The following is a 22,539-nucleotide window of genomic DNA, read 5'->3' as shown; positions in this document are numbered from 1 at the left end:
CCCACGGCGCGACCACCCCGGCCCCGCCACCCGCCACCCCGCCACCCCCACCAGCTGCCACCGAAGGGAACCCGCCCCCGTGCCCGCCGCCCCCCTCGCCCTGACCCTGGCCAACCTGCTGCTCCGGCCGGGCTTCGGCGCCCGCCACACCCCCGACCGGACCTTCGACCGGCTCGTCGCCGCGGCCGGGCAGGCGGACGGGGACCAGCGGTTCGTCGACGACTTCCGCTTCCTGCTGCGCCAGTGGGCGGCGGACGAGCACCTCACCCCGGTCGGCTGGGCGTCCGCGCAGGGCCACATCCGCCGGCAGCTCGCCAACCGGGCCCGGATCCGCCGCCTGGTCGCCGAGCACCCCGCGATCGAGCGGGAGCCCATCGAGCGGCCGGTGTTCGTGCTGGGCCTGCCGCGCACCGCCACCACGCTGACCCACGGCGTCCTCTCCCTGGCTGCGGAGCACCGCTGCCCGCTGCTCTGGGAGCTGCTCACCCCCGACCTGGAAGGACCGCCCGAGCAGCGCCGGCGGGCCGTCGCCACCGCGCGCCGGATGGCCGGTGGCATCGACCTGTTCGCCCCGGGCTTCCGCGACATCCACCCGCTGCTCGCCGAGGGCCCCGACGAGTGCACCTTCGCCCTGCCGCACACCGTCATGGTGCTCTCCCAGGCCCGCATCCCCGCCTACCGGGCCTGGCACTACGCACGCGACTTCGTTCCCGACTACCACCACCTCAAGCAGGTCTTCCAGGTGCTCCAGTACGGCCGCCCCCGCCGCCGCTGGGTGCTGAAGTCCCCCATGCACCTGGAGAACCTCGACGCACTGCGCACCGTCTTCCCGGACGCCACCATCGTCTGGACCCACCGCGACCCGGTCGCCGCCGTGGCCTCGTTCTGCAGCCTGGTCGAGCACGGCATGGCCGTCACCGTGCGCCCGCTCGACCTGCCCGGCATCGGCGCCACCTGGCTCGACCTGCTGAGCCGTGCGATGACCCGCGGCCTCGCGGCCCGCGCCGCGATCCCGCGCGAAGCCCTGGTCGACGTCCCGTACTCCTGGCTCGGCGCCGACCCGGCCGCCGGCGCCCCGAAGCTCTACGACGCCATCGGCGCCCGCTGGACCGAGCAGACCGCCGCCCGCCTGCCCGCGATCACCGCCCGCCGCCGGAGCACCCGCGCGCACAGCTACGCCCTGTCGCGCTACGGCCTGACCCGCGCCGAGGTCGAGTCGGCCTTCACCGCCTACAACGCCCTGCGCGCGGAGGTCGACCCGAGCTGACGGGCGGGACGCGGGCCGGCGTCCTCCCGCTGCTGCCCCGTTCGTACCACCGGGGTCACACGGGTGCGTCCGCTCCGGCGCTCTTGTCCATCAACATGGGCACGAAGGCCGTCAGACGGCGGAACCGGTTCGCTGGAAGTCCCAGCGGAGCGCGCCCTTCGGACCGCTCTCGCGCACCCGCCAGGGACCCGCCGCGCCGGCCGCCTCGACCGCGTGCTCGATGGTGAGAGCCGGGTACTTCGCCGTCGGAACGCTGTGCCGCTCGGCGCCCGGGACCAGGGCCGTGGCCACCTCGGCGCGAAGCTCGGCCAACTGCTGCTCGTGCGGGACCCCCTGGCGCCGGCGGTGCAGCCGCTGTTCCCGGGTCTTGTGAACGAGCCACCACGCGTTGGCGAGGACGACGACACCGAAGAGCGCTGTTCTCACATCCATGACGAACGTGTGCATGTCCGGACCTCCACCCACCGTCAGCCGAACGCCCGCCGGATGCGGTCCTCGGTCGCCGCCATCGCCGAGCCGGCCATCGCCGAACCCGCTACCGCCGAACCCGCCATCGCCGAACCCGCCACCGCCGAACCCGACATCGCCGAACCCGCCACCGCCAGGTCGGTCCGCTCGGGCTCCGCGGGCCGTGGCGGGAGGTGCGACAGGTTCCGCAGGGCCGCACCCACCACCACCGCCCAGCCCGCCCAGTGCTCGGGGTGCTCCGTGCTGAAGACCACCAGCACCACGTGCCGGCCGGCCGGGTGCGGGATCATGATCTCGATCTGCCGCACGAGGCTCTCGCTGTCCGCCGTCAGGCCGTACAGTGCCCCGGGCACCCGCACCACCCGGTCCTCGGTCGCGACGGCCGCGTCGGCGTATGGCAGTTGGAGCACCCCGACCTCGGCGTGCGGCCGCTCGGCCGCCAGCCGCTGAGCCGTCCGGGTGGCGAAGGTGAGCGGGCCGTCCACCTGCGCGGCCGTGACGAAGATGCTGAAGACGCCGTGGGTCACCTCCCCTTCCTCCGTCCGGTGGAGGCAGTTGGCCAGGTAGGTCAGGCCCTGGGACAGCTGGGCTTCGAGGAGCAGCTCGGCGTTGACGGCCGAGCCGAGCCGCTGTTCCAGCGGCGCGTCGGGCATGAGCACGGCGAAGGAGTCCGCCAACCGGTCGAGCCGTTCCTCCGCGGTGCCGCCGAGCGGGACCTCGACGAATCCGGCCGGAGCCGCGAACCAGAGGAGTGGCACCGTCGTGCGGTCCATCAGTTGTTCCCCTGCAGTGACCAGCCGAAGCCGAAAGCACCACCGACCATGGCGAGCGTCCCGAGCACGGTGCCGCGCGTGCCGCTGCCCTCACCGTGGACGAAGCCCAGACTGTTCACGGCGTTTCCACCGGCCGTCGTCCCGTTCACCCAGTCGTTGTCGGAGTTGTTGCCGAGCGACAGCGCGGTCGGTGTCGTGAGGCCCGCCATGACCGCGCCCTGCCCCGCTCTGGTGACATTGGTCGCCACCGTTTCGCTGTTCTGCAGACCCTTCTCCCCGAGCCACTTCGCCAGCGGCTTCTGCATCGCCGAAGCGACGGGGTTCGAGGCGTCGAGAGCCTTCATCCCGGCCTGGGTCGCGCTGACGCCGGCCTTGACCGAGGCCCCGAACCCGTCGGCCGCCCTGGCCGCCGTGGCGCCCGCCTTGATCTCACTGACGCCGGGGATGACGCCCAGCGCGTCGCCGCCCACCGTCAGCCAGTTGCCCATGTTCTTGGACGAGGGCGGGAAGAACGCCGACAGCCCCTGCTGGCCGATGTACGTGGACACGTGGGCGACCAGCGCGGCCGCGCTCAGCACCAGGGCCACGAGCGCGACGGCCGGGCAGAAGAGCGCGACGATGCCCGCGACCGAGGCGGCCACCGTCAGGAAGTCGGCGCCGTGGTTCTCGATCCAGTCCCACAGGCCGGGCTTGTGCGGCGCCTCGTGGTCGGCCGCGCCGCGGATCGCGTTGGCCCGGTCGAGCCCGAACCCCTGCTGGTCGCTGTACAACTGGCTCGCCTGGCCCAGCACGCGGTTGAGGGCGTCCTGGGCGCTGCCCAGTCGGGTGGCCGCCGCGTCCAGCGTGGCCTTCGCCGTGTTGTAGCGCTGTTGCGCGGCGGCGCGCCCGGCGTCGTCGGGGAACGTCTGGTCGACCAGCCCGAGATCGCTGTTCGCGCCGGCCTGGGCGTGCTCCGCCTGGGCGTCCTTCAGCGAGGCCCGCAGCGTCTTGGCCTGCTGCTCGTAGTCGTTCGCCCGGGGCCGGTTGGCGTCCAGCTCCTTCCACCACTTGTCCAGCTCCTGGCGCGCGGTGTCGACGGAGTCGCCCGCGTGCTTGAGCCGATCGGGCAACTGGCCCAGCTGGCCGGAGAACGCCTGCTGCGCGTCTCCGGTCCAGGTACCGCCCGGCTGCCCGAGTCGGGTGATGGTGTCATGCACCCCCTGCAGGTGCTGCGCCGCCTGCGCCAGGGTCTTCGACAACTGCTCCACCGCGGCCGGGTCGCCCGGCGCCGGATCGAAACCCAGCCCGGACCAGTCCTCAGCGGGTGTACTCATCGGTGCCTACCCTTTGCCCTGGAGACCGGCCGCGAGATCGGCCTCCGTCCTGCCGTAGTTCTTCAGCACCTTGGCCAGGCCGTCGTGCAATGCCTGTGCGTCCTTCCCGAGCTCCCCGAGGCCGTAGCCCCACCTGCTCTGGAAATGAGCGCACGCGCTGTCCAGCTCGGTCATGCCCAGTCCCGCCGGGTCGGCGCCGCCCATGGCTTTCAACGCGCTGTCGAGTTCCGCTTTCGCGCTGTCCAGCTCTTTCGCCAACCGCTCCAGATCCGGTAGATCGACGACGAATCTTCCGTCCCCCGTGCCCATGTCTCCCCGATGAATCGTCAACTACTGTTCAGGAAAAGAACTCTAGGGCACATTGAGGCCATCGGAATGTCATCCGGAGTTAGGGTTTCATCAACGGAGCCGTCCGTGCGGGAGCCTGGGACCGCGCCCGCCGATCAGGCGGGTGGACCGCGAACCGCCGGGCGAGTCGGTGGGGGCGACTACTGTGCCGTTCATGTCTGACGATCTGTGGAGTCACGGCTCACCGCCCGAGGTTTCACCGGTACGGGCGGGTCGGCCGGCCGGCTCCCGTGCCGGCCGCGTGGCGGCGGGTGACTCCACGCTCGCCGTGGTCCGCGAGGTGGCACCGGCGCCCCGCGGGTCGGCGGCCGGTGCTCCTCGGTTTGTCGGCCGGGAGACCGAGGTCGCGGAGGTGCTGGCGGCCCTGGGGGAGCTGGCGTCGGGCCGCGGGCGGGCGATCGCGCTGGTCGGGGAGCCGGGCATCGGCAAGAGCGCGCTGATGCTGACGGCGACCGCGCATGCCCGGGCCGCCGGGGTCCGGGTCCTCGCGGCGCACGGCCGGCGCGCGCTCGCCCCCGTGCTCGCCCCCGAGCCCACCCCCGCGCTAGCTCCCGCGCCCACCGGTGTCCGCCCGCCGGCGGACGGCAGCCGCGAACTGCGCGAGCTGCACGAGCAGATGGCGCGGGGGACGGCCACGCTGGTCGCCGTGGACGACCTGCACCAGCTGGCGCCGGAGCGGATCACGGAGGTGGAACGGCTGCTCCACACGGCCGCCACCGGTCCGGCGCTCTGCCTGCTGGCGTACCGGCAGCGCCAGCTCGCGCCCGCGCTTGCCGCCGTGCTCGCGCGCGCCGCGTCGATGGGCCAGCTCGACGTGCGCCACCTCGGACCGCTCTCCCGGGAGCAGGTGCTCGAACTGCTCGGCGAGCACCCCGACGCGCGGGAGGTCCACCGCGCGTGCCAGGGCAATCCGCAGTACCTCAAGGTCCTCGCCGCCAAGGGCGAGGCGGGCGCCGACGCCGCCCTGGCGATCCTCGGCGAGCTGGCCGAGCTGGATCACACCGCGCTCGCCGTGGTCCAGGCCGCCGCGGTGCTCGGCGAACCGTGCCACCCGGACCTGCTCGCCGCGGTCGCCGGCCTGGAGGCGGCCGCGACCATGCGGGCGCTGGACGACCTCTCCCGGCTCGACCTGATCCGGCCGGTCGACCCCGCGCCCCAGCTGACGCTGCGTCACCGCGCGGTCGCCGAGGTCGTCTACCAGCGACTCGAACCCAGCCGCCGGCTCGCCCTGCACCGCGGCGCCGAACTCGCGCTGGCCGAGCGGGCGGCGCCCATCGCCCGGCGCGCCCACCACGTCGTCCGGGCCGCCGACCCCGGCCGACCGGAGCACGTGACTACCCTGATCGCCGCCGCGCGCGACTCGCTGCACAGCTCGCCCGCCGCCGCTGCCGAGTACCTGCAGGCCGCGCTGTCCCTGCTCCACGAGGGCGAGCCGCACTGGCACGAGGCGCGGGTCCTGCTCGCCCAGACCCGGCTGCTGACCGGAGACGCACCGGAGAGCCGCGCGCTCCTGGACGCCCTGCGATCCGCCGGTCCTGGCCGGCCGCCGCACCAGAGCGGTGCCCCGACCGCGCTGGCCGACGCCAGCCGGGTCGAACGACGGCTCGGGCGCTTCACCGAGGCCGGCGCCATCGCCCGCGACGGGCTCACGGCGCTGGCCGACCAGGACTCCGCGACGGCCGCCGCCCTGCACGCCGAGCTCGCCGACTACAGCTACGACCTCCAGGACTTCGCGACCTCCCGCCGGCACGCCGAGACGGGCGCGGCGATCGCGCGCAGGCACCATGACCGCGTCGGTGAGGCCAACGCCCTGGCCCAGGCCTCCCTCGCCCACCTGTTCACCGCCGACCTGGCCGCCGCCCTGACGACGGTGACCAGATCGGCCGAGCTCATCGACGCCACCTCGGACGCCGTCCTGCTGACCAACCTGGAGGCCGCCTACCAACTGGGCATGACCGAGGGGATGCTGGGGCGGCTGACCGACTCCGAACGCCATCTGGACCGCGGCGCGACCCTGTCCCGGCGCACCGGGCAGACCTACGTCCGGCCCATGATGCTGATGAGCCTGGCCAACACCCAGCTGCGCTCGGGGAACCTGCGCCACGCCCTGGCGACCCTCGACGAGGCCGGCCCGCTCGTCGAACGCGCCGGCAACCCCGCGACCCGGGCCGGCCTGGCGACGTTCCGGTCCGAGGCACTGCTCTGGCGCGGCGGCGTGGACGACCTGCGGGAGGCCGTCGAGCTGGCCGATCGGGCGGCGGCGATCGCCGACGGGCAGACGCCCGGCTGGGCCGTCGGCGTCCGCTGCCTGGTGGCCGGCCTCGTCCTGCTCACCGGCGACCCGACCCGTGCCGGCTGGCTGCTGCTGGACGCGGCAGGGGGCACCGAGCTGCCCCGGCTCACCGCCTGGCGCCGACCGCGCTTCTGCGACACCTTGGCCGAACTGGCTCTGGCCCAGGGTGATCGGGCCTCGGTCGAGCACTGGGCGCTGCTCGCGGAGCGCGGCGTCGAAGAGCTCCCCTCCGCGAGCCGACTCGGCTTCGCCCTGCGCGCGCGCATGCGGGCCCACGCCATGCGCGGGGAGACCGAGCGGGCCCTGCTCGGCGCCCAGGAGGCGGGCGCGCACTTCGCCGCCGGCGGTGAGCGGATCGAGGTCGGCCGCACCCTGGTCATGGCGGCCGCGCTCGCCCTGGACGCCGGCGGCACCGAGCAGGTGGCCGACCGGCTGGACCGGGCGGCGCTGCTGGCCGACCAGTGCGGTTCGGCGCGACTGGCCGACGAGGTCGCCCACCAGCGCGGTCGGCTCGCCGCCCGCGCCGGCCGCGCCGCGACCAGGAACCCGGGGCCGGTCGACGCGCTGGCCGGGCTCACCGCGCGGGAGCGGGAGATCGCCGGCCTCGCCAGCACCGGCCTGACCAGCGGTGAGATCGCCGGCGCCCTGGTGCTCAGCGTGCGCACGATCGACAGCCACCTGGGTCGGATCTACCGCAAACTCGGCGTGCCCAACCGGGCGAGCCTCACCCATGCCGTGCTCGGCGCGACCCCCGACCCGCCGTGAGCGGGTCGGCACGGCACGGGCGGCTACCAGGGGAGCCGGACCCAGGGGCTGTCCTCGCGGGTGAGCAGGCGTTCGGCGTTGAACTGGAACGTCGAGGCATCCCGACCGATCTTCTCCGCGTTCGCTCCGGACAGGCCCATCTGCCAGAACGCGCGGCCGAAGAGGAAGCCGCCGTTGAACTCGGCCCAGGACGTGTGCTCGGCGCGCGCCAGCCGCACCGCCTGCGCGATCGCCGCCCAGGCCTCGTCCGGCTCGATGAACCCGGCGTCCAGGAAGAGCCGGCTGACGTGGACCACGCGAGCCGCGTCCCAGCCCGCGATCGACTTCGGGTACTGCTCGGGGAGGTTGCGCTTCACCTCGTAGATGGTGCCGGCGTAGCCGTTGAAGTGCCGCAGCAGGTCCTGCGGGGCGAGCTGGTGCCGCTGCGCCACCTCGGGCAGCTCCTGCGCCGCGCGCCGCTGGACCGCGACGTACTCGCTGCGCTTCTTCACGGCCCCGAGCTCCGCCAGGTAGGGACGCACCACCTGGTAGATCCCGCGGTGCCCGCTGGTGAGCAGGTACTGGTAGCTCTCCCGGGCGGACTCGGTGTCCACCACGCCCCACGGTCCGTGCAGCACCTTGGCGGCGGTCCTGGCGTCGGCCTCCATCGTCAGGGCGTTGATCGGCAGATCGCCCTCGCTCGCGTACACCGCGCCGAGCGCCAGGCCGCGTTCCTGCTCGGCGGTCAGCGTCGGCGCGTCGGCCAGGATGTTGTAGTTGAAGGCGAAAAAGCCCTTGATCGAGCCGAAAATACCCATGCGTTTGCGCTACTCCGCGTTCGATCTGTCCGGTGCCGGCGATGGCCGGACCCTGGTTGATGGCACGTCAGTCCGGCGGAGGGCCGGGATGGATCCCGCCTCGACGCCGTACCTCGATGCTCCCGGACAGCGCGCGCGGGGACATCGGTAGAACTACGGAGTTCCGCACGGTGCCGTATGCGGGCCGCCGCCGCACGCCGCCGCTGTTCATCCGCGCGCTGCTCGCCGGGCCGTGAGGCTGTCAGGTGGCCGCACCCCGCCCGGCCGATCGTCCCGTAGCCCGCGAAGTACTCCCGTGAAGCGTCCCGCCGCCCGGGGTCCGGCCCGCGACTACTCCTCGGTAGGGTGAGGGCCGTCGGAGCCCCGGACCTCCGGGGCACCAGGCAGGCGGAGCAGGCGAAGTGGGGAGTGGTGCGTCATGGCCGAGGCATTGATCGCCGGCGTGGGAGGGCGCGAGCCGCGGGTGGATCCGACGGCGTTCGTCGCGCCGACGGCCGTGGTGGTCGGCGCGGTCCGGCTGGGGCCGCGGGCGAGCGTCTGGTACCAGGCCGTGCTGCGCGGGGACGCCGAGGAGATCGCGGTCGGGGCGGACTCCAACATCCAGGACAACTGCACCCTGCACGCCGATCCCGGCTTCCCGCTGGTGGTCGGCGAGCGGGTCACGGTGGGGCACAACGCCGTGCTGCACGGTTGCGCGGTCGAGGACGACGTGCTGGTCGGCATGGGCGCGCGGGTGCTCAACGGCGCCCGGATCGGCCGCGGTTCGCTGGTGGCGGCCGGGGCCGTGGTGACCCAGGGCGCCGTGGTGCCGCCCGGTTCGCTGGTGGCCGGCGTGCCCGCCAAGGTCCGCCGCCCGCTCACCGAGGAGGAGGCGGCCGGCATCAAGGCGAACGCCGAGGGCTACCTGCTGCTGGCCGAGGCCCACGCCGCGGTCTTCGACGGGCAGCGCTCCTGATGCCGCCCCAGCCACCGCCCCGAGCAACGGCACCGGCACCAGCACCGGCACCGCCGACGCTGACGGAGAGCATCCTGGTGGACGCCGCCCCGGCAGCCGTCTACGCGCTGGTGAGCGATCTACGGCGGATGGGCCGCTGGAGCCCGGAGTGCCGCCGGGTCTGGCCGGCCCAGGTGCCGGCCAGGGCGGGCACCCGGTTCGTCGGCTTCAACCGGCGCGGGCCGTTCGCCTGGTTCACCACGGGGCGGGTCCTCGAAGCGCGGCAGGGCGCCGCCTTCGTCTTCGACGTGGGCGTCCTCGGCCTGCCGATCGCCCGCTGGGGCTACCGCTTCGAGCCCGAGGGCACGGGCACCCGGCTCACCGAGTCCTGGCAGGACCTGCGCACGGGCCGGGGCGCCCGGCTCGCCCACCTGCTGGGCCTGCTCTTCGCCGGCACCGGCACCGAGCGCCGGATCGAGGTCAACCGCGCCGGCATGCGCACCACCCTGGCCAGGATCGCGGAGACGGCGGCCGCCGGCCGGACGGCCGGCGCCGGCCGAACCGCGGGCCACCAGGGCACCGGCACCGCCGGCGAACCGCTCAGCGGACCGTGACGCCGATCAGGCAGGTGTCGTCGTCGGTGTCGGCGCTGCTGTACCGCAGCAGGTGGTCGAGCCGGTGCTCAAGTTCGCCCAGGTCGTCCGCGCCCTGCGGCTGCTGGGCGGTGGTGAGCAGGTCGTCCAGCGACTCCTGAAGGGAGCGGTCCCGGCGTTCGATCAGACCGTCCGTGTACATCATCAGGGTGTCGCCGGCCGCCAGCCGGATCTCGCCCTCCGCGTACTCGGCCTGGTCGATCGCGCCGAGCAGGATCCCGCTGAGGGAGGGGAGTTCGCTCGCCACGCCGTCGCGCAGCAGGACGGGGGGCAGGTGCCCGGCCCTGGCCCAGCGCAGCAGGTGGGTCCGCGGCTCGTAGAGGGCGCAGACGGCGGTGGCGGTGACGTTGTCGGTCAGGTGGTGGGTCACCGTGTTGAGCCAGGCCAGTAGTTGGGCCGGGCCGGCCCCGGTCGCGGCCAGGCCGCGCAGGGCGTTGCGCAGGGCGACCATGCCGGTGGCGGCCTCGATGCCGTGCCCGGCCACGTCGCCGACGCAGAGCAGGACCCGGCCGGTGGGCAGGGCGATCGCGTCGTACCAGTCGCCGCCGACCAGGTGGTCCTTCTCGGCGGGGCGGTAGCGGACGGCCACCCGCAGGTCGTGCAGGTCCAGTGGCCCGCGGCTGGGCGGCATGATGGCGTGCTGCAACTGCAGCGCCAGGCGGCTGCGTTCGGCGGACTGCTCCTCGCTCTGGGCGAGCTGGTCGCGGGTGGCGGCCAGCGCCACCTCCGTCCAGTGCTGGGCGGAGACGTCCTGGTAGGCGCCCCGGACGGCGACCAGGCGGGCGCGGTCGTCCAGCACCGGTTCGGCGACCACCCGGATGTGGCGGGCGATGCCGTCGGCCCGCTTGAGGCGGAACGCGGTGGACGCGGGGCGCTGGTGGTGCAGCAGCGTGCGCAGGAACCGGCCGATGGCGTTCTCGTCGTCCGGGTGCGCGTGGGCGGCCAGGTGCTCGATCGAGAAGGGCTCGGCGGTGGGTGGCAGGCCGTGCAGGTCGAACAGGGTGTCGTTCCAGGCGATCTCGTGGGTGTGCAGGTTCTCCTCGAAGCCGCCGATCCGGCCCAGCCGCTGCGCGTGCTGGAGCAGGCTGGCGACCCGGGCGGTGCCGTCCGCCGTCCGCCACAGGACCACCACGTTCGAGCCGTGCCGGCTGATGCCCACGTTGGCCTCGGTGGTGAGCGGGACCCCGTCGACCACGGCCGAGAGGTTCATCCGCGCCGAGCGGAAGGACTCGCCGGTCGCCAGCACGTGCTCGACCTTCTCGAAGAGCCCGTCCGCCCCGGCGGCCAGCGGGTAGACCTCCAGGAGCCGCGCGCCGGCCACGGCGCTGCGCGGCCGCCCCGCGAAGTCCACGAATCCCGGGTTGACGTACTTGATCAGGTAGTCGGTGGGCAGCTCCGCGGCGTCGAAGACGGGCTGCAGCACGAGGCAGGGATCCTGCAGCCCGCGGACCAGCTCCAGCAGCTCGGCCGTTCCGGAGTCGCCCTCGCGCTCCCTCTCGCGGGTCGGGCGCGACTCCAGCGCGGTGGCGCACAGCTCGGCGAGGGCCTCGAACTGCCGCTGCAGCGACTGCGACCAGACGGGCAGGGCAGCGGGCCAGCAGATCTCCAGCACGCCGGTGACCCGGCCGCCGACCCCGGCCGGCACGGCCAGCCGCCCGCCGGTCAGCTCGCGCTGGCCGATGGAGGGCAGACCTGCCGCGAGGAGCGAGTCGTACAGCGCCGGCGCCCGCTCGGTCAGCGCCTGGCGCGCCGGGGTGGGCACGCCGGGCGGCACGTGGCGCCAGCGGGCCGCCTCCGCGTCGGCGAATCCGGCGCTGCCCGCCAGGGTCAGCGACTGGTCGGCGTTGGCCGCCCAGATCGCCACGGCCTGCGCTCCGAGCGGGCGCAGCGCGTGTTCGAGCGCGGACTGCGCGACGGCCTGCACGTCGTCGGCGACCAGGATGCCCGTCTCGGCGCTGCGCAGGCGCAGGGCCGCCGACGGTTCGCCCGCGGCGGCCACGAAGTCGCGGGCGACGTCGGCGATGCGGTCGTGCGAGGCCTGGTTGACCAGGTCCGCGGCCAGCTCCAGGACGGCCAGGTTCGACTGGGCGGCCAGGTCCTCCAGCTGGCGGGCCGCCTCCGAGGGCCCGTAGCCGAGCCGCTCGACCAGGATCCCCTTGGCCAGCTCCACCAGCGCCCGCCCGTCGGCCTCGGCCTGCGCCCGGGTGAGCTCGCGGCGCAACCGGTCGACGGTGGCCGTCAGCCGGCCGATGACACCGGTGTCCGCCGGGCCCACCGCCTGCTGGTCGGCCCGGCCGCCCCGTCCGCGCTGCGCGACGACGGCTGACGAGGCCAGGGCGGCCGCGCCGTCGACCTCCCGAGGTGGCTGGTGGTCGCGCATCGGTCTCTCCTCGGCTGGCGGGTCGTCGGTGGTCGTCGCGTCGGGGGAAGGCCCGGACACGGCCGGACGGTTTCTAGGGCAGCAGCCACCTCTCGATCCGGGCGACCAGGTCGCCCGCGTCCACCGGCTTGGTGACGTAGTCGCTGGCCCCGGAGGCGATGCTCTTCTCCCGGTCGCCGATCATGGCCTTGGCGGTCACCGCGATGATCGGCAGGCCGGTGTGGGCCGGCATCGCGCGGATGGCCGCGGTGGCGGCGTAGCCGTCCATCTCGGGCATCATGACGTCCATCAGGATCAGGTCGATGCCCGGGTTGGCGGTGAGGGTGCCGATCGCGGCACGGCCGTTCTCGGCCTGCAGGACCCGCATGCCGTGCAGCTCCAGGATGCCGGTGAGCGCGTAGAGGTTGCGGTCGTCGTCGTCGACCACGAGCACGGTGCGGCCGGTCAGGGAGCCGGAGACGTCCTGGGGGAGGGGGTCGGCCGCGTCCTCGCTGCGCACCAGCGGCAGCACGTCGCCCGGCTGGTCCGCGCTCAGGTGCAGGGCGATGCGCTCGCGCAGCTCGTCGAGGCTGGAGAGGAGTTCCAGCGGCTGCGCGGAGGCGCGCTGCTGCAGCAGCCGCTCCTGCTCGACACCCAGCCGCCGGTTGTTGTGCGCCAGGACGGGCACGTTGTGCAGCGCGGTGTCGCGCCCCATCTCCTCCAGGAAGCTCAGCGCGGCGCCGTCGGGCAGGTCGAGTTCCAGGACGACGCAGTGGCAGGGCAGCGCCGCCAGCGTGGCCGCCGCCTCCTGCGCGCCGACCGTGGTGATGACCTCCACCGTCCCGCGCGGGTCGCCCGGACCGGGGTGCCCCGCCAGGTCGGCGACGGCGCTCTCCGCCACCAGCGAGAGCAGGCCGCGCGGCCGCTCCTCGATCACCAGCAGCCGCTTGGGCTGGAGGGCCTCCACCGCGGCCGCGCTCGCCACCGGGTTCTCCTGGCCCTGCGCGGCTGCCTCGGCCGGTCCGGCCTCCAGGACCGCCCGCGAGTTCTGGGCGTTCAGCTCGACGAAGTCCGGGCGGGCGGCGGGAAGGTAGAGGCTGAAGGTGCTGCCCTGGCCGGGCGCGCTCTCGGCCGTGATGGCGCCGCCGAGCAGGAAGGCGATCTCGCGGCTGATCGACAGGCCCAGGCCGGTTCCGCCGTACTTGCGGCTGGTCGTCCCGTCGGCCTGCTGGAAGGCCCCGAAGACGCTCTCCAGGTGCTGGGGCGCGATGCCGATCCCGGTGTCCACGACGTGGAAGGCGATGACCGGACCGTCCTCGCGGCGGGCCACCTCCGGCACCCGCGCCGCGTCCGCCAGTTCGATGCGCAGCTCGACGCCGCCCTTCTCGGTGAACTTGACGGCGTTGGAGAGCAGGTTGCGCAGCACCTGGCGCAGCCGGTAGTCGTCGGTGAGCAGCTCGGTGGGCACCGCGGTCGAGGTCGCCACGGTGAAGGTCAGGCTCTTCTGGGTGGTCAGCGGCCGGAAGGTCGCCTCGACGTAGTCCAGCAGCTTGCGCAGCGGGATGCGCTCGGGCGTGACGTCCATCTTTCCGGCCTCGACCTTGGAGAGGTCGAGGATGTCGTTGATGAGCTGCAGCAGGTCGGAGCCGGCGGAGTGGATGATGCCCGCGTACTCGACCTGCTTGGCCGTCAGGTTCCGGGTGGGGTTCTGCGCCAGCAACTGCGCCAGGATCAGCAGGCTGTTGAGCGGGGTGCGCAGTTCGTGGCTCATGTTGGCCAGGAACTCCGACTTGTAGGTGGAGGCCAGCGAGAGCTGGTGCGCGCGGTCCTCCAGCTCCTGGCGGGCCTGCTCGATCTCCAGGTTCTTGGTCTCGATGTCGCGGTTCTGGGTGGCCAGCAGTGCGGCCTTCTCCTCCAGTTCGGCGTTGGAGGACTGCAACTCCTCCTGCCGGGACTGCAGTTCGGCCGAGCGGACCTGGAGCTCGGAGGTGAGGCGCTGGGACTCGCCGAGCAGCTCGTCGGTGCGGGCGTTGGCGACGATGGTGTTGACGTTGACGCCGATGGTCTCCATCAGCTGTTCGAGGAAGGCGCGGTGGACGGGGGTGAAGCTGTGCACGGTGGCGAGCTCGATGACCCCCAGCACCTGCTCCTCGACCACGATCGGCAGCACCACCAGCGAGACGGGCTCGGCGCGCCCCAGGCCCGAGGAGACGCTCACGTAGCCCGCGGGCAGGTCGTTGACGGCGATCGTGCGCCGGCTGCGGGCGGCCTGGCCGACGAAGGACTCACCGAGCTTGAAGCGGGTGGGCGTGGAGTCGGGCGCGAAGGCGTAGGAGCCGATCAGGTTGAGGGAGACGGTGTCGGCGCTGTCCTCGGCGAGGAAGAAGGCGCCGTACTGGGCGGAGACCAGCGGGGTGAGCTCGTCCATGATCAGCTCGGCGACCACGGTGAGGTCGCGGCGGCCCTGCATCAGGCCGGAGATCCGGGCGAGGTTGGACTTGAGCCAGTCCTGCTCCTCGTTCGCCCTGGTGGTCTCGCGCAGCGACTCGACCATGAAGTTGATGTTGTCCTTGAGGTCGGCGACCTCGCCGGAGGCGTCCACGGTGATCGAGCGGGTCAGGTCGCCGGCCGCCACCGCGCTGGTGACCTCGGCGATGGCGCGGACCTGGCGGGTCAGGTTGCCGGCCAGCTCGTTGACGTTCTCGGTCAGCCGCTTCCAGGTGCCCGAGACGCCCTCGACCTCCGCCTGGCCGCCGAGCCGGCCCTCGCTGCCGACCTCCCTGGCCACCCGGGTCACCTCGGCGGCGAAGGCGCTCAGCTGGTCGACCATGGTGTTGATGGTGGTCTTGAGTTCGAGGATCTCGCCGCGGGCGTCCACGTCGATCTTGCGGGTGAGGTCGCCGCGGGCCACCGCCGTGGTGACCTGGGCGATGTTGCGGACCTGGCTGGTCAGGTTGTGGGCCATGAAGTTGACGTTGTCGGTGAGGTCCTTCCAGGTGCCGGCCACGTTCGGCACCCGGGCCTGGCCCCCGAGGGTGCCCTCGGTGCCCACTTCGCGGGCCACCCGGGTCACCTCGTCGGCGAACGCGGAGAGCGTGTCCACCATCGTGTTGATCACCCCGGCGAGCGCGGCGACCTCGCCCTTGGCCTCCACGTTGATCTTCTGCGACAGGTCGCCCTTGGCCACCGCCGTGGCGACCTGGGCGATCGAGCGGACCTGGCCGGTGAGGTTGGAGGCCATCACGTTGACGTTGTCGGTGAGGTCCTTCCAGGTGCCCGAGGCGCCGCGGACGGTGGCCTGGCCCCCGAGGTTGCCCTCGGTGCCGACCTCGCGGGCCACCCGGGTCACCTCGTCGGCGAACGCGGAGAGCTGGTCGACCATCGTGTTGATGGTCTCCTTCAGCTCCAGGATCTCGCCGCGCGCGTCCACCCTGATCTTCTGGGTCAGGTCGCCCTGGGCCACGGCGGTGGTCACCTCGGCGATCGAGCGGACCTGCGCGGTGAGGTTGTCCGCCATCACGTTGACCGACTCGGTCAGGTCCCGCCAGGTGCCGGAGACGTCGCGCACGTCGGCCTGGCCGCCCAGGCGCCCCTCGGTGCCGACCTCGCGGGCCACCCGGGTCACCTCGCCCGCGAAGGAGGAGAGCTGGTCGACCATCGTGTTGATGGTCTCCTTCAGCTCCAGGATCTCGCCGCGCGCGGTGACGTTGATCTTCTGCGACAGGTCGCCGTCGGCCACCGCCGTGGCGACCTGGGCGATCGAGCGGACCTGGGCCGTCAGATTGCCGGCCATGAAGTTGACCGAGTCGGTCAGGTCGCGCCAGGTGCCCGAGACGCCCTTCACATCGGCCTGGCCGCCCAGGATGCCCTCGGTGCCGACGTCCCGCGCCATCCGGGTCACCTCGTCGGCGAAGGCCGAGAGCTGGTCGACCATGGTGTTGACGGTGTTCTTCAGCTCCAGGATCTCGCCCCGGGCGTCGACCGTGATCTTCTGCGACAGGTCGCCCTTGGCCACCGCCGTGGTGACCTGGGCGATGTTGCGGACCTGGTCGGTGAGGTTGCCGGCCATGAAGTTGACGGAGTCGGTCAGGTCGCGCCAGGTGCCGGCGACCCCGGGCACCAGCGCCTGGCCCCCGAGCCGCCCCTCGCTGCCGACCTCGCGCGCCACCCGGGTGACCTCGTCGGCGAAGGCCGAGAGCTGGTCGACCATGGTGTTGACGGTGTTCTTCAGCTCCAGGATCTCGCCGCGCGCGGCCACGTCGATCTTCTGCGACAGGTCGCCCTTGGCCACCGCCGTGGCCACCTGCGCGATGTCACGGACCTGGCTGGTGAGGTTGCCCGCCATCGCGTTGACGGAGTCGGTCAGGTCCTTCCAGGTCCCGGAGACCCCCGGCACCTCGGCCTGGCCGCCCAGCCGACCGTCGGTGCCCACCTCGCGCGCCACCCGGGTCACTTCGGAGGTGAAGAGCGAGAGCTGGTCGACCATCCCGTTGAAGACGGTGGCGATCTCACCCAGCAGGCCGTCCGCGTCGTCGGGCAGCCTGGTCCCGAAGTCCCCGTCCCGTACGGCGGTCAGTCCGGCCAGCAGGCGGCGCAGATCCGGTTCGCCGACCTGGGCCGCGCCGTCGCCCTCGTCGCGCTGTGCGGTCCGGGGCTTGGTCGAGCCGGCCATCGGGCGCCGCCTTCCTCGTAGAGCGTCAGGCCATCGGCCCGCCACGGCCACGTCCGGCCGTGCCCCGCGCTCGGCCAACGGCCTTGCCAGGACTGGTCCGGACATCTGAACGTACCGTCCGGGACGGTACAGCACCCCCTCCGCGATGGGCGAACTCCTGGCCGGAGCCGGAAACTGACGCGGCCGACCACCACGGCGCCGCCGCCGCGGTCGGTCGGGGAGTCAGCCGCCGATGGGCGGCACCGCTGAGGCGGCCGGGCCCGGCGGCAGCGGGCCGGGCCCGGGTTGCGGCGGGTAGGGCGGGACGGGCCGCGGCGGTTCGGGGTCGACGGGGTGCGGCTCGCCCGGCCGCGGCGGCGTGGGGGTGGGCGGCACCGGGTCGGGACCGGGGGCCGGCAGCGGTCCGATGTCGGGATCGGGCGGTACTGGGACGGTGGGCATCCTGACTCTCCTGACTCCTGGTGGCGCCGGTCTGGTGGCGCTGATCTGGTGGCGCCGGTCTGGTGGCGCCGGTCTGGTGGCGCCGGTCGCAGGTGGCCCTGGGGGCCGCGGTGCGCGTCCTGCGCGCCGGATATTCCCGCGAGGGGCGCCTACCCGGCCGGGGGCTCGGCATTCCGGGTCCGGTCCGACCTCTGCCGGCGCGGGGATCCCCGCCCGCATCACGTCCGGCCCCAAGGCCTTCAGCAGGCGGGCGCGCGTGACAGCGGCGTCGGGAATGTGCGATTCTACAAGGATGGTCCGAATTCGTCCCCTCCGGCTCGCCCGGCCGGGGGCGGGTGAAGGCCCACCCGGGTGAAGGTCCACCGCAGACCCGAGCTCCCGGGGCCCACTGCCCGTGTGTCCGTGCGCGCGTGCGCGCGTGCGTGATGAGCGAACGAGAAGGAGAGTCATGTCGACCACGAACTTCGCAGCCTCGTCCGTGCTTCCGTCCGCCGGTGCGTGGCAGGAGCCGCTCCCGCCCCGCGCGGTCGCCGACGCGGCGGCGGACCTGCCCGTGATCACCGACCCGGGCGCGGTGAGCCCGGCCGACGCGCGGCTGCTGTCGAAGACGCTCTTCGCCCGCCTGCGCGAGGCGGAGGAGGGCACGGCCGAGTACTCCTACATCCGCGGCACGCTGATCGAGCTGAACATGGCACTGGTGAAGTTCGCCGCCGGCCGCTACCGGGCGCGCAGCGAGCCGATGGAGGACATCGTCCAGGTCGGCACGATCGGCCTGATCAAGGCCATCGACCGCTTCGACCCGGGCTACGACGTCGAGTTCTCGACCTTCGCGCTGCCGACCATCACCGGTGAGATCAAGCGCTTCTTCCGGGACACGGGCTGGATGGTGCACGTGCCGCGCCGCCTGCAGGAGCTGCGCCTGGCGCTGGCCAGGGCCGAGGACGAGCTGGGGCGGGGGCTCGACCGGGTGCCCACCACCGCCGAGATCGCTCGGCACCTCGGGGTCGGTGAGCCGGAGGTGGCCGAGGCCCGGACAGCGGCAGGCGCCCAGAGCGCCCGCTCGCTGGACGCGCCCGCCGGTGACGAGCGGGGCGGCGGCTCGGTGCCGACCGACCGCCTGCTCGTCGAGGACCCGGCCTTCGAGGCCGTGCTGCACCACGAGACCCTGAGGCCGTTGATCGTCGCGCTGCCCGCACGCGATCGCCGGATCCTGTCGCTGCGCTTCGGCGCCGAGCTCACCCAGGCGGAGATCGGCCGCGAGCTCGGGGTCACCCAGATGCACGTCTCGCGCCTGCTGGCGCGGATCCTCACCGGCCTGCGCACCGCGCTGCTCGTCGAGGAGTGACCTGGCGCGTGCCGGGCTCCGGGACGCGGCACCGCCGACTCAGCTCAGCGGCTCGATCCGGACCGGGCGGCGCAGCGACTGCCGGCCGCCGCTGGCCAGCATCCGCACCTCGTCGCGGTCGCTGATCTCGGCCCGCACGATGCCCGAGGCGTCCGAGTACACCGGATGCCCGCCGGGACCGGTCATCCCGGTGACCGCCACCACGACGGCGTCCCGCTGCGGCACCTGTCCCGCCCGTCCGCCGCTGAACGTCAGTTCGTAGCGCTTCAGTGACCCCATGACCAGTCCTTCCTCGGCTGCTCGGACCCCTTGTCCGTGCCGGCGCGGCCTGCCCGGCGGCTCGCGTCTGTCCCACTCGGCGCCGCGCAAACCGCCCGGTTCGCCAGGTGTCAGTCGCCGCGGCCGGGGCAGACGGCGGGATGCCCGCACCGACGGGCCGCCACCCGGGTCGGCCGGGAGAGCGACGCGGCAAGGAGTGAATGGCATGGGCATCGGCGGTTGCGTTCTCCTGTTCGCCCTGGGCGCGGTCCTGGCCTTCGGGGTCAACTGGCACCTGTCCGGCATGAACGTCCACGCGGTGGGTTGGATCCTGATGGCCGCGAGCCTGCTCGGGCTGATCACCTATGTGAACGTCTTCCGGCGCCGTCGCTTCTCGGGACGCCCGGGAGCGGACGAGGTGGTGGAGCGGCGGTACTACGACGAGCCGTGACGCGTCCCCGCGGGCGGTGGATCCGCCCCGCGGGGCCGGCTGCCGGCCGGTCGCGAGCACGCAATTCCGCGGGCACGAAATCCCGCGAGCACGGAATCCGGCGGGGCACTCCCGCCACTGGAACGGAGGGCCGTAGGCCATGACCAAGTTCGTCATCTCGCTTCCCGGAACCTTCCGGCGCGATCTCACCCCCACCGGGCGGGGGCGTCTGCTCCACGCCTTGCGGGGCACCGACCCACGCGAGGTGGGTGCGGACCCGCAGGACCTGGAGGTGCTGACCCTGCACGAGGGCGAGCCCGTCTTCACCCTGCGCCTGGAGGTCGAGGCCGAGGACAGCGCCGAGGCCGAGCACAGCGCCCTGGCGATCGCGGCGCGGGCGCTGGGCGAGGCGGGCTTCGACGAGCACGCCGCCCTGTTGGGGCAGCCGGCCGTCACGTCCATCGACACGACCTGAGACCGACCGGCGCCTGACGGGCGGCTGCCCGAGATAAACCGCTTTGCCCGGGTGTGAGCGCGGCTTCACGGGGCAGACGGGTGGTGATCCCGGTGGTGACCGCCACCGGGCCGGACCGAGGAGAGGACCGACCATGAGCGGCGAGGACAAGGCCCGGAACCTGGCGGAGAAGGGCAAGGGCAAGGCCAAGGAGGCGGTCGGCAAGGCGGTCGGCAACGAGCGCCTGACGGCTGAGGGAAAGGCCGACCAGGCGAAGGGCGACGTCAAGCAGGCGGGCGAGAAGATCAAGGACGCCTTCAAGGACTGAGCACCGCCGCCTGCGTGCCGGGACCCGCACTGCTCGACGGTGCGGGTCCCGGCACGCAGGCGGCGGGGGTGCCGGTGCGGTCCGGCGGAGAACCAGGGGACCAGCGGCCGGCGGCCGGCGGCCGGCGGAAAAACCAGCGGCGCCGGCGTGGCGCCCCGTGCCACGATGAGCGCGTGACCACCGATGATCTTCTCCATCGCGCGGAGCGCCTCTGGCTCGACCTGGCCAAGGCGCCCGCCGGGGTGACCGTTCCCGCCGTCCTCGTCTCGCCCGACTCGGGCCTCTGCCCGCCCGGGTGGGTGGGCGTGGTGCTGCTCGGGGGCGGTGCGCTGATCACCGCGCCGGACGAGGCGGCCGCCGAGCGGATCCGCACCGCGCTGGCCGCCGGCGTCGACCCGCTCGCGCTCGGCACCGAGCTCGCGGCGGCCCGGGTGCTCGGACCGGCCGCCCTCGCCTACCTGGCACCGGGCGACCTGCGCCCCGTGGACGGCTCCGGGTGGACGGTGACCGAGCTGTCGCCCGACCACCCGGCCGTCCAGGCGCTGATCGCCCGGGTGAGCGAGGAGGACGCGGCCGAGTGCGGCCTGGACGAGATCACCTCACCGGCCTTCGCGGTGCTGGACGAGGCGGGCCGGGTCATCGCGGCCACCGGTTACCGCACCTGGCCCGGCCGGGCGGCGCACCTGTGCGTGCTCACGGACACCGCGCACCGCTCCGGCGGCCTGGCCGGCGCCACCGCCACGGCGGCCACCGCCCACGCCCTGGCCGCCGGGCTGCTGCCGCAGTGGCGGGCCCGGGTGTCCGCCTCCCGGCGCGTCGCCGAGCGGCTCGGCTTCCGCGAGCTGGGCACCCAGCTCAGCATCCAGCTCGCCGAAGCCCCGGCCGACACCCCCGCCGGCGTCTGAACCCTGCCCCTGCCCCGGATCCGGATCCGGGACCCGCGCCCGACGCCACGACGCGAGCGCCCGCCTGGCCTCCCCATCGGGAGCCGGGCGGGCGCTCGCACCGCTGTCGCCAGGCGCGCCTACTTCTTCCGCACCGCCGCCGAGATCCGGTCACCGGTCGCCTTGTCGATGTGGCGCCAGTACTGGAACGCCCGCTCCAGCACCGGTTCGCTCACCCCGTTGGCGAGGTGCCCGGCCACGTTGGACACCAGTCGGTCGCGGGCCGCGTCATCCATCACCTGGCGGACCAGGGTGCCCGCCTGCCCCCAGTCGTCGTCCTCCGCGTGCGGGGGGTAGGGCGCGCGGACCATCCGCCCGGAGACCTCCCAGCCCAGCGGCTCGCCCCAGAGGGCGGCGTCGGCGGCCGGCCCGCCGTAGGAGTTCGGCGCGTACGGCGTCGCGGCGCGCGAGGCCTCGAAGCGCATCGGGCCGTCCTTGGCGTAGGAGTGCACCGGCACGTGCGCGCGGTTCGGCGGCAGCTGCGCGTAGTTGGGGCCGATCCGGTAGCGGTGGGTGTCGGGGTAGGAGAAGATCCGCCCGAGCAGCATCTTGTCCGGCGAGACGCCGATGCCCGGCACCAGGTTGGACGGTTCGAAGGCGGCCTGCTCGATGTGGACGTGGTAGTTCTCGGGGTTGCGGTTGAGCGTCATCCGCCCGACCTCGATCAGGGGATAGTCGCCGTGCGGCCACACCTTGGTCAGGTCGAACGGGTTGAACCGGTAGTTCCACGCCTCGTCGAAGGGCATCACCTGCACGTGCAGGGTCCAGGACGGGTACTGGGCGCCCTCGATCGACTGGTAGAGGTCGCGCAGGTGGGTGTCGGGATCGAGCCCGGCGATCCGGTCGGCCTCCGCCTGGGGCAGGAAGTCGATGCCCTGGTCGGTCTTGAAGTGGTACTTGATCCAGTACTTCTGACCTTCGGCGTTCGCCCACAGGTAGGTGTGCGAGCCGTAGCCGTTCATGTGGCGCCAGCTCTTGGGGACTCCGCGGTCGCCCATCAGCCAGGTGACCTGGTGCGCCGACTCGGGGGAGAGGGTCCAGAAGTCCCACTGCATGTCGTTGTCGCGCAGGTGGGTGTCGGGGCGCCGCTTCTGCGAGCGGATGAAGTCCTGGAACTTGATCGGGTCGCGGACGAAGAAGACCGGCGTGTTGTTCCCGACCAGGTCGTAGTTGCCCTGCTCGGTGTAGAACTTCACGGCGAAGCCGCGCGGGTCGCGCCAGGTGTCCGGGGTGCCCAGCTCGCCGGCCACCGTCGAGAAGCGGACCAGCAGGTCGGTCTTCTTGCCGGGCTGGAACAGGTCCGCCTTGGTGTAGCGGCTGACGTCGTTGGTCACCTGGAAGACGCCGTAGGCGCCGCCGCCCTTGGCGTGCACCACCCGCTCGGGCACCCGCTCGCGGTTGAACTGGGCCATCTTCTCGATCAGGTAGTGGTCGTGCAGCAGGATCGGGCCGACCGGGCCCGCGGTGAGCGAATCGGCGTCGCTCTCGACCGGGACACCGGCGTTGTTGGTGGTGTGGGGGACCGCTGACTCGGACATGGGGGGAGTCCTCCTTGGCTCTACGGCGGCTGTGTACGACTGAAACACCGCTCCGGTCACCCCACAACCGGGATCGCCACCCAGCGTCACCGCCCATCACCGCCGCCCATCACCGCCGCCTGTTGCCACCGCCCGCCGCCACCGCCAGCCGTCACCGCC

At 73.4% G+C, this 22,539-nt stretch carries 19 protein-coding genes; 9 read left to right on the top strand and 10 right to left on the bottom strand.

The annotated features are described in order from the left end of the window. Positions 1-79 precede the first annotated feature (79 nt). A complete protein-coding gene (locus OG455_RS39455) occupies positions 80-1,267 on the top strand; it encodes a sulfotransferase (protein WP_266301588.1) in 1,188 nt (395 codons plus the stop codon). Between the two features lie 111 nt (positions 1,268-1,378). Here the strand turns inward: OG455_RS39455 and OG455_RS39450 are convergent, their stop codons facing one another. From OG455_RS39450 to OG455_RS39435, 4 genes are read right to left on the bottom strand one after another with little or no spacing between them, the layout of a single operon-like run. After that, entirely contained in the window at positions 1,379-1,714 is a 336-nt protein-coding gene (locus OG455_RS39450) for a hypothetical protein (protein WP_266301587.1), read from the bottom strand. A gap of 20 nt (positions 1,715-1,734) precedes the next feature. Continuing rightward, positions 1,735-2,508 carry a hypothetical protein gene (locus OG455_RS39445; protein WP_266301586.1) on the bottom strand — a complete coding sequence of 258 codons (774 nt, stop codon included), beginning with the start codon at positions 2,506-2,508 and terminating at the stop codon, positions 1,735-1,737. Further along, positions 2,508-3,821 carry a hypothetical protein gene (locus tag OG455_RS39440; protein WP_266301585.1) on the bottom strand — a complete coding sequence of 438 codons (1,314 nt, stop codon included), beginning with the start codon at positions 3,819-3,821 and terminating at the stop codon, positions 2,508-2,510. Before OG455_RS39440 ends, OG455_RS39445 begins: the two co-directional genes overlap by 1 nt. Before the next feature lie 6 nt (positions 3,822-3,827). Beyond that, positions 3,828-4,130 (bottom strand): hypothetical protein, encoded by a 303-nt coding sequence (locus OG455_RS39435; RefSeq protein WP_266301584.1) that lies wholly within the window; start codon positions 4,128-4,130, stop codon positions 3,828-3,830. A gap of 193 nt (positions 4,131-4,323) precedes the next feature. On the opposite strand from OG455_RS39435, the gene OG455_RS39430 reads away from it, so the two are divergent. Next, positions 4,324-7,227: an AAA family ATPase gene (locus tag OG455_RS39430; RefSeq protein WP_266301583.1), complete on the top strand. Its 2,904-nt coding sequence runs from the start codon at positions 4,324-4,326 to the stop codon at positions 7,225-7,227. A gap of 23 nt (positions 7,228-7,250) precedes the next feature. On the opposite strand, the gene OG455_RS39425 is transcribed toward OG455_RS39430, so the two are convergent. Beyond that, the gene (locus OG455_RS39425; protein ID WP_266301582.1) at positions 7,251-8,024 is read right to left on the bottom strand and encodes a DUF1266 domain-containing protein; all 774 of its coding nucleotides are present in this window, start codon (positions 8,022-8,024) and stop codon (positions 7,251-7,253) included. Between the two features lie 418 nt (positions 8,025-8,442). Between OG455_RS39425 and OG455_RS39420 the strand changes: the two genes are divergently transcribed. Both OG455_RS39420 and OG455_RS39415 read left to right on the top strand, forming a co-directional pair. Then, positions 8,443-8,979: a gamma carbonic anhydrase family protein gene (locus tag OG455_RS39420; protein ID WP_266301581.1), complete on the top strand. Its 537-nt coding sequence runs from the start codon at positions 8,443-8,445 to the stop codon at positions 8,977-8,979. Further along, positions 8,979-9,572, top strand: coding sequence for an SRPBCC family protein (locus OG455_RS39415; protein WP_266301580.1), 594 nt, complete (start codon positions 8,979-8,981; stop codon positions 9,570-9,572). Before OG455_RS39420 ends, OG455_RS39415 begins: the two co-directional genes overlap by 1 nt. Here OG455_RS39415 and OG455_RS39410 read toward each other — a convergent pair. The 3 genes from OG455_RS39410 to OG455_RS39400 form a co-directional block, all read right to left on the bottom strand. Continuing rightward, positions 9,559-11,991, bottom strand: a complete 2,433-nt coding sequence (locus tag OG455_RS39410) for a SpoIIE family protein phosphatase (RefSeq protein WP_266301579.1) — start codon at positions 11,989-11,991, stop codon at positions 9,559-9,561. The two genes, OG455_RS39415 and OG455_RS39410, sit on opposite strands and share 14 nt — an antisense overlap. A gap of 73 nt (positions 11,992-12,064) precedes the next feature. Continuing rightward, positions 12,065-16,642, bottom strand: a complete 4,578-nt coding sequence (locus OG455_RS39405; RefSeq protein ID WP_266301578.1) for a HAMP domain-containing protein — start codon at positions 16,640-16,642, stop codon at positions 12,065-12,067. A gap of 222 nt (positions 16,643-16,864) precedes the next feature. Further along, entirely contained in the window at positions 16,865-17,083 is a 219-nt protein-coding gene (locus OG455_RS39400) for a hypothetical protein (RefSeq protein ID WP_266301577.1), read from the bottom strand. Between the two features lie 448 nt (positions 17,084-17,531). On the opposite strand from OG455_RS39400, the gene OG455_RS39395 reads away from it, so the two are divergent. Further along, complete coding sequence (locus OG455_RS39395; protein WP_266301576.1) at positions 17,532-18,428, top strand: SigB/SigF/SigG family RNA polymerase sigma factor; 897 nt, start codon at positions 17,532-17,534, stop codon at positions 18,426-18,428. Between the two features lie 39 nt (positions 18,429-18,467). Here OG455_RS39395 and OG455_RS39390 read toward each other — a convergent pair whose 3' ends face one another. Then, positions 18,468-18,707, bottom strand: coding sequence for a DUF6296 family protein (locus tag OG455_RS39390; RefSeq protein ID WP_266301575.1), 240 nt, complete (start codon positions 18,705-18,707; stop codon positions 18,468-18,470). A gap of 205 nt (positions 18,708-18,912) precedes the next feature. On the opposite strand from OG455_RS39390, the gene OG455_RS39385 reads away from it, so the two are divergent. From OG455_RS39385 to OG455_RS39370, 4 genes are all read left to right on the top strand, one after another. After that, positions 18,913-19,137 (top strand): DUF6458 family protein, encoded by a 225-nt coding sequence (locus OG455_RS39385; protein ID WP_266301574.1) that lies wholly within the window; start codon positions 18,913-18,915, stop codon positions 19,135-19,137. A 139-nt stretch (positions 19,138-19,276) separates the two neighbouring features. Further along, the gene (locus tag OG455_RS39380) at positions 19,277-19,591 is read left to right on the top strand and encodes a hypothetical protein (protein ID WP_266301573.1); all 315 of its coding nucleotides are present in this window, start codon (positions 19,277-19,279) and stop codon (positions 19,589-19,591) included. Between the two features lie 133 nt (positions 19,592-19,724). Continuing rightward, the gene (locus OG455_RS39375) at positions 19,725-19,898 is read left to right on the top strand and encodes a CsbD family protein (RefSeq protein ID WP_266301572.1); all 174 of its coding nucleotides are present in this window, start codon (positions 19,725-19,727) and stop codon (positions 19,896-19,898) included. Between the two features lie 173 nt (positions 19,899-20,071). Continuing rightward, entirely contained in the window at positions 20,072-20,803 is a 732-nt protein-coding gene (locus OG455_RS39370) for a GNAT family N-acetyltransferase (protein WP_266301571.1), read from the top strand. 119 nt (positions 20,804-20,922) lie between these two features. On the opposite strand, the gene OG455_RS39365 is transcribed toward OG455_RS39370, so the two are convergent. Beyond that, positions 20,923-22,380, bottom strand: a complete 1,458-nt coding sequence (locus OG455_RS39365) for a catalase (RefSeq protein WP_266301570.1) — start codon at positions 22,378-22,380, stop codon at positions 20,923-20,925. Positions 22,381-22,539 lie beyond the last annotated feature (159 nt).

It is taken from the genome of Kitasatospora sp. NBC_01287 (assembly GCF_026340565.1).
Taxonomy (GTDB): Bacteria; Actinomycetota; Actinomycetes; order Streptomycetales; family Streptomycetaceae; genus Kitasatospora.
This window is presented reverse-complemented; position numbering and strand designations above follow the sequence as displayed.

Bases quoted from the DNA above. Each gene is read 5' to 3' on its own strand.
- OG455_RS39450 (WP_266301587.1), bottom strand. From the start codon at position 1,714: ATGCACACGTTCGTCATGGATGTGAGAACAGCGCTCTTCGGTGTCGTC.
- OG455_RS39445 (WP_266301586.1), bottom strand. From the start codon at position 2,508: ATGGACCGCACGACGGTGCCACTCCTCTGGTTCGCGGCTCCGGCCGGA.
- OG455_RS39440 (WP_266301585.1), bottom strand. From the start codon at position 3,821: ATGAGTACACCCGCTGAGGACTGGTCCGGGCTGGGTTTCGATCCGGCG.
- OG455_RS39435 (WP_266301584.1), bottom strand. From the start codon at position 4,130: ATGGGCACGGGGGACGGAAGATTCGTCGTCGATCTACCGGATCTGGAG.
- OG455_RS39430 (WP_266301583.1), top strand. From the start codon at position 4,324: ATGTCTGACGATCTGTGGAGTCACGGCTCACCGCCCGAGGTTTCACCG.
- OG455_RS39425 (WP_266301582.1), bottom strand. From the start codon at position 8,024: ATGGGTATTTTCGGCTCGATCAAGGGCTTTTTCGCCTTCAACTACAAC.
- OG455_RS39420 (WP_266301581.1), top strand. From the start codon at position 8,443: ATGGCCGAGGCATTGATCGCCGGCGTGGGAGGGCGCGAGCCGCGGGTG.
- OG455_RS39415 (WP_266301580.1), top strand. From the start codon at position 8,979: ATGCCGCCCCAGCCACCGCCCCGAGCAACGGCACCGGCACCAGCACCG.
- OG455_RS39410 (WP_266301579.1), bottom strand. From the start codon at position 11,991: ATGCGCGACCACCAGCCACCTCGGGAGGTCGACGGCGCGGCCGCCCTG.
- OG455_RS39405 (WP_266301578.1), bottom strand. From the start codon at position 16,642: ATGGCCGGCTCGACCAAGCCCCGGACCGCACAGCGCGACGAGGGCGAC.
- OG455_RS39400 (WP_266301577.1), bottom strand. From the start codon at position 17,083: ATGCCCACCGTCCCAGTACCGCCCGATCCCGACATCGGACCGCTGCCG.
- OG455_RS39395 (WP_266301576.1), top strand. From the start codon at position 17,532: ATGTCGACCACGAACTTCGCAGCCTCGTCCGTGCTTCCGTCCGCCGGT.
- OG455_RS39390 (WP_266301575.1), bottom strand. From the start codon at position 18,707: ATGGGGTCACTGAAGCGCTACGAACTGACGTTCAGCGGCGGACGGGCG.
- OG455_RS39385 (WP_266301574.1), top strand. From the start codon at position 18,913: ATGGGCATCGGCGGTTGCGTTCTCCTGTTCGCCCTGGGCGCGGTCCTG.
- OG455_RS39380 (WP_266301573.1), top strand. From the start codon at position 19,277: ATGACCAAGTTCGTCATCTCGCTTCCCGGAACCTTCCGGCGCGATCTC.
- OG455_RS39375 (WP_266301572.1), top strand. From the start codon at position 19,725: ATGAGCGGCGAGGACAAGGCCCGGAACCTGGCGGAGAAGGGCAAGGGC.
- OG455_RS39365 (WP_266301570.1), bottom strand. From the start codon at position 22,380: ATGTCCGAGTCAGCGGTCCCCCACACCACCAACAACGCCGGTGTCCCG.